The sequence below is a fragment of the Chryseobacterium sp. CBo1 genome, from assembly GCF_001693475.1.
Taxonomy (GTDB): Bacteria; Bacteroidota; Bacteroidia; order Flavobacteriales; family Weeksellaceae; genus Chryseobacterium; species Chryseobacterium formosense.
In genome coordinates, this window is record NZ_MAUH01000028.1 from 21824 (window position 1) to 29540 (window position 7717).

General features: G+C 34.2%; 9 protein-coding genes. 3 read left to right on the top strand and 6 right to left on the bottom strand.

The features are described 5' to 3' along the window. Nucleotides 1-179 precede the first annotated feature (179 nt). From BA768_RS14280 to BA768_RS14290, 3 genes are read left to right on the top strand one after another with little or no spacing between them, the layout of a single operon-like run. Nucleotides 180-941: an alpha/beta fold hydrolase gene (locus BA768_RS14280; RefSeq protein WP_065721310.1), complete on the top strand. Its 762-nt coding sequence runs from the start codon at nt 180-182 to the stop codon at nt 939-941. 57 nt (nt 942-998) lie between these two features. After that, nucleotides 999-1622, top strand: coding sequence for a ribosome biogenesis GTP-binding protein YihA/YsxC (yihA, locus tag BA768_RS14285; protein ID WP_065721311.1), 624 nt, complete (start codon nt 999-1001; stop codon nt 1620-1622). Further along, nucleotides 1615-2064: a GNAT family N-acetyltransferase gene (locus tag BA768_RS14290; RefSeq protein WP_065721312.1), complete on the top strand. Its 450-nt coding sequence runs from the start codon at nt 1615-1617 to the stop codon at nt 2062-2064. Before yihA ends, BA768_RS14290 begins: the two co-directional genes overlap by 8 nt. A gap of 42 nt (nt 2065-2106) precedes the next feature. On the opposite strand, the gene BA768_RS14295 is transcribed toward BA768_RS14290, so the two are convergent. The 6 genes from BA768_RS14295 to BA768_RS14320 all read right to left on the bottom strand — a co-directional run. After that, nucleotides 2107-2751 (bottom strand): response regulator transcription factor, encoded by a 645-nt coding sequence (locus BA768_RS14295; protein ID WP_065721313.1) that lies wholly within the window; start codon nt 2749-2751, stop codon nt 2107-2109. Continuing rightward, entirely contained in the window at nt 2748-3518 is a 771-nt protein-coding gene (locus BA768_RS14300; RefSeq protein ID WP_065721314.1) for a sensor histidine kinase, read from the bottom strand. The genes BA768_RS14295 and BA768_RS14300 overlap by 4 nt, the downstream gene beginning before the upstream one ends. A 3-nt stretch (nt 3519-3521) precedes the next feature. Continuing rightward, nucleotides 3522-4175, bottom strand: coding sequence for a hypothetical protein (locus BA768_RS14305; RefSeq protein ID WP_065721315.1), 654 nt, complete (start codon nt 4173-4175; stop codon nt 3522-3524). 9 nt (nt 4176-4184) lie between these two features. After that, nucleotides 4185-4748, bottom strand: a complete 564-nt coding sequence (locus BA768_RS14310) for a hypothetical protein (RefSeq protein ID WP_065721316.1) — start codon at nt 4746-4748, stop codon at nt 4185-4187. A gap of 221 nt (nt 4749-4969) precedes the next feature. Beyond that, nucleotides 4970-5155: a hypothetical protein gene (locus BA768_RS14315; protein WP_123947123.1), complete on the bottom strand. Its 186-nt coding sequence runs from the start codon at nt 5153-5155 to the stop codon at nt 4970-4972. Between the two features lie 211 nt (nt 5156-5366). Then, nucleotides 5367-7717, bottom strand: a 2351-nt coding sequence (locus BA768_RS14320) for an RHS repeat domain-containing protein (RefSeq protein ID WP_131800027.1), incomplete at its 5' end; no start/stop codon positions are given.

Genomic DNA, 7717 nt, shown 5'->3' on the forward strand with positions numbered 1-7717 from the left:
CAATGACATAAATCTTTGAGATAAAATAAGAAGAAGATCTATTTATTCATCGCATAGCAAAAAGATTTTTAAAATTTTACACCACAATGGTTTTATTATATTATTTTTAGTTTAAATTAGATATATCAAAATATTTTTGGTGTTTAATTTGTATTTTTGCAAGGCTTATACAGGCACTTATGAGATTTAGTACAAAAAAAGAAAAGAAATACAACTTTATAGAAGCTGGAGAAGGCCACCCGCTTGTGCTTTTGCACGGGTTAATGGGTGGATTGAGTAATTTTGATAAAATGGTGAATTTTTTTTCAGATAAAGGTTTTAAGGTATATGTGCCTCAATTGCCGATCTACGATTTGCCCGTACTCAATACCAATCTCACCACTATAGCGAAGTATGTAATTAAATTTATAGAAACCAATATTGGCAAACCGGTTACCATTGTAGGAAACTCTATGGGTGGTCATGTTGGTTTAATATTAACTTTGGCAAGACCTGATCTGGTTCAGAATCTTGTTCTTACCGGAAGCTCCGGTTTATACGAAAGAGCTTTTGGTGACAGTTTTCCGAGAAAAAACGACCGTTCCTATATCAGAAAAAAAGCAGAAGAGGTTTTTTATGATCCTTCAGTAGCAACCGAAGATTTAGTAGATGAAGTTTTCAGTGTTGTAAATGACCGTATGAAAGGAATTAAAACGGTAATGTTGGCAAGAAGTGCCATCAAACACAACATGCTGAATGATCTTCCTAAAATCTCAAGACCAACCTGTCTGATCTGGGGAAAACAGGATAATGTAACACCACCTGAAGTTGCAGAGGACATGCACAAGTTTATACCAAACTCTGATCTCTTCTGGATCGATAAATGCGGACATGCTGCAATGATGGAAAAGCCAGATGAATTCAACGAAATTCTTTACAACTGGGTAAAAGATAAAGTATAATAGATAAACCATTAAGAGATTCTTAATGGTTTGTTTTTCTAAATAAAAATCAATAAAATGGTTATAAAAACAGCAACGTTTGTAAAAAGCAGCGGAAAATGGCAGGAATGCCCCGAACCGAATATGCCGGAATATGCATTCATCGGAAGATCAAACGTAGGAAAATCTTCACTGATCAATGCGATGATGAATCATAAAGATTTAGCAAAAACTTCGGGTACACCGGGAAAAACGCAGCTTATCAATCATTTTTTAGTAAATGAAAACTGGTATCTCACCGATTTACCGGGTTACGGATATGCAAAAGTTTCTAAAGTTCAGCGAAAGGATTTTGAAAAGCTAATTACTAATTATATTCTCAACAGAAGAAATCTTGTGAATCTTTTTGTTTTGATAGATTCTCGTCACAGTCCGCAAAAGATCGATCTGGAATTTATCCAATGGTGCGGCGAGAGCGGGGTTCCCTTTTCTATTGTCTTCACAAAAGCAGATAAACTGAAACCCAATGTTGCCATTCAAAATGTAGAAGCCTATAAAAATGAACTTTTAAAAACCTGGGAAAATCTTCCTGAAACTTATTTAACTTCAGCAGAAAAGAAAGAGGGATGTGAGGAAATTTTAAACTTTATTCAGACCACCAATGAGTTTTTAGAAAATAACAGCGTAAGTTTTAATGAATAATATAATCTGGAAAATAAAAAGTTTTGATGAATTAACCGTTCCTGAATTTCACGAAATCATCAAAGCAAGAATTGACGTTTTTGTAGTGGAACAAGATTGCCCTTATCCCGATCTGGATGGATATGATGAAAAAGCGATCCATCTCTGGGCAGAAAAGGACAATAGCATTTTAGCATACTGCAGAATTTTTGATAAAGGAATTAAATATAATGAAACTTCTATCGGAAGAGTTTTAACTTCGGAAAAAGGAAGAGGAAAAAATTTAGGCAAACAATTAATTCAATATGCCGTTGAAACGATAGAAAACAGATTTAAAACTTCAGAAGTAAGAATTTCTGCTCAGGATTATCTGTTGAAATTTTATTCTTATTTTGGTTTTCAAGATACCGGAAAAAAATACCTGGAAGACAATATTCCGCACACAGAAATGTTCAGAAAATAATAAAAAAGAGTTTCATGGGTTTGAAACTCTTTTTTATTTAACTCAGCAAAGGTTGTGCTTCATGGCAAAAAGAACCAAGCCAACCCTGTTTTTGATATCGAGTTTAATAAAAACCGAATCTCTGTAGCCGTCAATTGTTTTTGGGCTGAGAAACATTTTATCGGCAATTTCTTTATAGGTAAGTTCACTACAGGCAAACTTTATAAATTCTATTTCCCTTTCTTTAAGCTCAGAAAGAAGAGACTGATTTTTCAGATCTTCTGTCTTCACTTTGAGAAGTTTCTGGGCAACAAAATCGGTATAAAAACTTCCTTTTTCAAAGACCGTATCGATTGCCTGAAATAATATTGATGGCTGCATATCTTTCAGTAAATATCCTTTTGCTCCTGCTTTCAGCATTTTAATTAAGACTTTTTCGTCATCTTCCATCGTAAGAGCGATTACTTTAATATCCGGATAATGTTCAGAAAGCCATTCTGTGGTTTCTATTCCGTTTTTAAAGGGCATATTGATGTCCATTAAAACGACAGCAGGCAAATCGGTCGTCTTTTCTAATGCTTCGATAAAATCTTCACCATTGGGATGATTCATCATGACCTTGTACTGAGGGTTTTCGGCGATCATATTTTCCAATGCTTTTGACATTAGTGTATGATCGTCAACTATTGCGATAGGGATTGTTTTCATGGCTGATTTTTGTAATAAATAATAGATGTCTGTGTACCTTTATTGATCTCGGAACGGATGGAAAATTCTGCGTGTATGATTTTCGCTCTCAGTTCCATATTTTTAAGTCCGGATCCGTCTTTCACGGTTTGGGTGTCAAATCCTTTTCCGTTGTCATTAATCTTAATGCTTAGCATTTGTTGACCGTCTTCTATTTCTATTGAGACATTTTTAGCCCTTGAATGTTTCAGAATATTATTAATGCTCTCCTGAATAATCCTGAATAAAATGAGACCGTGTTTTGGCGAAATATCGATATCATGTTTTTGGGTAATCAGTTCTATTTTAAGCAACCTCAGCTTGCGGATTTTATTTATTTCTCGTTCTAAAGATTCAATTAATCCGAAATGAATAACCTGCTCTGTAATTAAAGTTTTAGACAGATTACGAATATCCTGAATGCATTCGCCTAATAATTCGTTTAATTCGATCAACTCTTCCTTTTCTGAATCCTTCATTTTGGCGATCAGTTGGTTTTGCCTTAAACGAACCACAGAAAGCTTTTGTCCTAAATCATCATGCAATTCCTGACCGATGTAATTCAACGTTTGTTCTTTCATTTCGATCTGAGAAGTTGCAAGCTCCTTTTCAAAACGCATATCTTTTTCTTTCTGCCTGATCAGCAATGTCGTTTTTTTCTGAATGAAAATCACATAAACGAAAATCATCGTTAAAACAATGATAAATAATGTTATCGTAAAAACAATGACCATATTGTTTTCTTTCATGCTTTAAAATCTGACTTGTTTAATTTTATCCTGTTTTGTCCAAAAGAGTCCTATTGCAATAATTATATTGCTGATAAGGTTTAATAAAAATAGAATAAAAAAATATATATCCTGTGAAACAGAAGTCCTGAAATAGAAAATCGGGATAATACCAATATAAAAAATCAGAAGACCTACCGAAATCCAGAACGGCAGATAGTTTTTAATTTCAAATATTTTGTCTGAATTAAAGGTCTGATACAAAAATAATAGGATGGAAAATGTTAATAAAAGAATATTTATATACAGCATATTGAACGAAAAATGCTCAAATAAGCTTTTATCTACATAAGACATTGCCAAAATACTGAGAACAAAGCAAACGAGAATAAAAAACTGTATTTTTTTTAGCACTTGAGCAGAAAGAAGCTTCATATAGTATAACAGATAAAGGAAAAACACGATCGTGATACAAATTGTGTAAAATCTTTCTGTGCTCAAGCTCGTTAGCTTATGGTAGTAATAGAAAAAGAAATCAGTTAATGATAATAAAATATATCCGGCGAAGAAAAAGAAATTCACTTTTTCTATCTTTCTGTATTTTATGATAATTAAAATCATCATGATGACCAAAATCACCATTGAGATCTGCTTCCCTATTTCTACATTCCAGGTCATAACTGTTATTTAATTCATTGTATTTGTAAGTGAATTCGGTGGTGGCGAAAGATTGGTCATATTCATCGGCTGAATATTTTCTACATCCTGATTCTCATCCGTGATAACACCTCTTCTTTGTCGACTGCTAATAGAATCCTGAGTCATTTTTGATGTAGGCATTAAAAAAACAGTCTGATACCCCGCAAATTCCGGTTTTGCCATTCTGTTTTGGGGATGATTTTCAGGATATTTACCCAAATAAATTCGTATTCCCACATCTTTCAGGTTCTGTTTATCAGCATTTGCTTTTACATACTGAATGTAGCTTTCCATCTCTTCCAGAGAAAACCAATACCAACGCGAATCGGGATTCCCGTTTCTGGCTTGGGTAAGGATCATGTTGTTGGTTCTGGAATATTCATCAAAAAGAACACGTGCTTCTTCTTTTGTAATCAGTTTACTTTTATAAGCATCACTTATCGGAGGTTCCGGCGGCGGCGGTGTACAGCGAATAGCAATCAAAGAAAAAACAGCTAACAAAAGCACACTCATAACCGAAATTAAATTCTTAAACATAATTGGAGTTTTCATTTTTTTAATTTTATAAGGTTTTGTAACAAAAGTAGTTATAAGACCAAATATAAAAAAGAGGAAAAACACTGTTTTTTGATTTAGTGAAGAGATTATAATGATTTTGTTGAATAGAATAGGCTGTCTCAAAACTGAGACAGCCTATTTTTTTATTTGCCACACGATGCAGTCGTGCGGGAGCGGGGAGTTTTTTTTATTTTACATTATACTTAAATACCTTATCAGACTTTTATTTTTATAATTTTTTTCCAAGGGGTAATAGATAAAATAAAAATTATAGCCAAAAACAACAATCTATTTCTATCTCTTTTTAATCCATCCGGCTTATAAAAATAATCAAATTGTTCGTTGTAGCTAAGTTTTACTTCAGATCCTACAGGATATTTTGAACATTCTTTATTTGCCAATCTTATATAATATATTTTGTCATTATATTTAATGTGAACTGAAGAACTACCCTTAGAATTCCTACATCCCTGCTCAATAATTGTATATGATTTTAGCATACTAGAATTTTCTAATCTTGAGTTTTGACAATAGAAAAACAAAGTATACAAAAAACCTAATACGGCACAAATTGTTAAAATATATTGATTTTTACACATAGTTATTCTCTAATTACTCCTTAACTCTTGTTAACTCTCCAACCGTAATAATTGGCTTTTTAGTTTCTTCCGGTGTCTTTTTGAACAAATCAATGTTCTGTAAAACTTCAGCTCCTCCAGCTTTATATGCATCATTTACAACCTTTACTCCTGCAAAAGCTTTTGTATAATTTTCATAAGCTTTTTTATTTTCAGCATATTTTCTATTATTTCTTGCTCTTGTACTTCGGCTTCTATTAACATCATTCTGCATTCTATTTTTATAGCGGGTCATCTTCTCTCCACTAATATTCATCTTTCGAGCAAGCTTACTCTCCAGTTTATCTACATATTTCAGTGGTATAAATTTACCAATGCCCGCTTCAAGCAATCCGCCAGTAAATGATTTCCAAATATCGAATTCTCCTGTTTCTAATTGATTCGTAGCAGCACTTTCAACCGTACTTACTAAAACATCTACACCAAAATCTATGGTTTTTACCAAAGCTTGTTTTCCTATACCGCTTGTAGCGGCTTTGGTTAGTGCGCTTATTCCTCCTGTTGCAAAACCTGAAACACCAGAAACAGCTAATGACCAACCGCTAACATCTGTTAAAGAGGTTCTGAAATCTTTTCTATCTAAAAAATAGTTAACACCAACCTGCATTATATAATCAGAGAAAATACCTATTATAGCTCCTACGGGACCAGGCATTTCTCCATCATTATCAACATATCCGATTGGGTCATTAACAACGTAAGAATAAGGTGTAATATATGGGAAATATTCTGCGGCTGGATCCACCACACCCCATCTTCCGATATCCGACATATAAAATCTCGCTCCATAATCATACATTCCCGTCTCTTGTAGTTCTTTTCCGTTGTACTTATACTGATAACTCGGGTTTCCAGCCAATGCATTATACCCATCATGCTTCAATCCAAAAGGATAATAATTGTTTTCCTCAAGAACTTCTATGCTGCTGCCATTGTGAAAATAACTTAACCTTGTATTTCCCAAATGGTCTGCATAATTGTAAATATACTTATTTTTTACAAAATCATAGTAGCCTTCTGAGGTGGGTACAAATTGTAAAACGTCATTAGCATATTGATAACCATCTAAATAATCTGTAAATTTACTAAGTAAATTTAGTGCTAGAGGGTTCTTATATTTATGGAGCTTTCTTATTTTCACACCATCAGATCGGTAGACATAAGTAGTGGTTACATATATCTTACCACCTCTTGTCGTGATAAAATCATTATGTTTTATATAATTTGGCAGATTAAGGGAATTGTATTCAATATATAATATCCCTTTATCTTCATGCTTTTCCATGTTCCCGTTCAAGTCATATGTAATCGCAATTCCTGAGGTATCGGGATAACCTCTGTAGTCCGTTGAAGAATCGGTTACCGAGTTGAGTCGGTTACCCGTTACAGGATAATTGTAACTGTAAGTCAGGTCATCGATGATACCTGCCGTTGTATTTCCGTCTTTTGAAGCTGATCTTTTTAAGTTGGTAATATTTCCGTTCAAATCATAATCAATCTTCTCAAAATATTCTTTTGCTGTGGGATTATCATCACGCTGATAAAATCCTGCTCTCAATCTGTTTAAGCCATCATAAACATAACCATATCTTCTTAAATTATCGCCTACAGTCGTATTGGTTCGCCAGTCTACTTCTGCAATATTTCCGTTATATTTTGGCTGTACCAAAAGTCCCGAGAAATCATTATTCGGCATTTGTTGACCTTCGACCTGGTTGTATTTTATCTTATACCCAAACAAATCACCTCCGCTTAAATCATTCGGATCATTGATCCCGGTCATCCATCCTCGGATGTTATAGGCATAATCTACTGTCTGTAGTCCGTTTCCTGCACTTGTTCCGCCAACTTTCTTGCTTTTCAGTTGTGAAAGCTCGTTGTATTCATTTTGGGCTAAATATTCCACCGCATTTCCGTCAACCTGATGGGTGTGTTCTAACAACCTGTTTTGATGATCATACGTGAAATTTTCTGTAATCAAACGTTCAACATCGGTATCAAGCCTTTTATGTCTTGTGACAACCTGTTTCGGAGTTCCCGAAAAGTCAAGCTGGGATTCCTTTTTCGTGTAACCTCCAAAATGATTGATCGAATGTGTTGCAATAGCTCTTCCTTTATTGTCATACCAAGTATAGTTCTTCGTCCAGTCATCGTCTTCAATGTTTTTTACATAAGAAGCTACAGGCAAACTTTTGGTGTTTACGTTTTGCGTAAAATTATCCGTGATTGCTGCATTGCCTGGAAGTGTTGGGGTAAAACCTGGTGTTCCTAAAGGATAAGTGTCGTAATAATTGACAGACAGAACATGATTGATGGCGGTAGGAT

Excerpts from the sequence above, each read along its gene's own strand:
- BA768_RS14305 (WP_065721315.1), bottom strand. The coding sequence starts at position 4,175 with ATGACCTGGAATGTAGAAATAGGGAAGCAGATCTCAATGGTGATTTTG.
- BA768_RS14300 (WP_065721314.1), bottom strand. The coding sequence starts at position 3,518 with ATGAAAGAAAACAATATGGTCATTGTTTTTACGATAACATTATTTATC.
- yihA (WP_065721311.1), top strand. The coding sequence starts at position 999 with ATGGTTATAAAAACAGCAACGTTTGTAAAAAGCAGCGGAAAATGGCAG.
- BA768_RS14290 (WP_065721312.1), top strand. The coding sequence starts at position 1,615 with ATGAATAATATAATCTGGAAAATAAAAAGTTTTGATGAATTAACCGTT.
- BA768_RS14280 (WP_065721310.1), top strand. The coding sequence starts at position 180 with ATGAGATTTAGTACAAAAAAAGAAAAGAAATACAACTTTATAGAAGCT.
- BA768_RS14295 (WP_065721313.1), bottom strand. The coding sequence starts at position 2,751 with ATGAAAACAATCCCTATCGCAATAGTTGACGATCATACACTAATGTCA.
- BA768_RS14310 (WP_065721316.1), bottom strand. The coding sequence starts at position 4,748 with ATGAAAACTCCAATTATGTTTAAGAATTTAATTTCGGTTATGAGTGTG.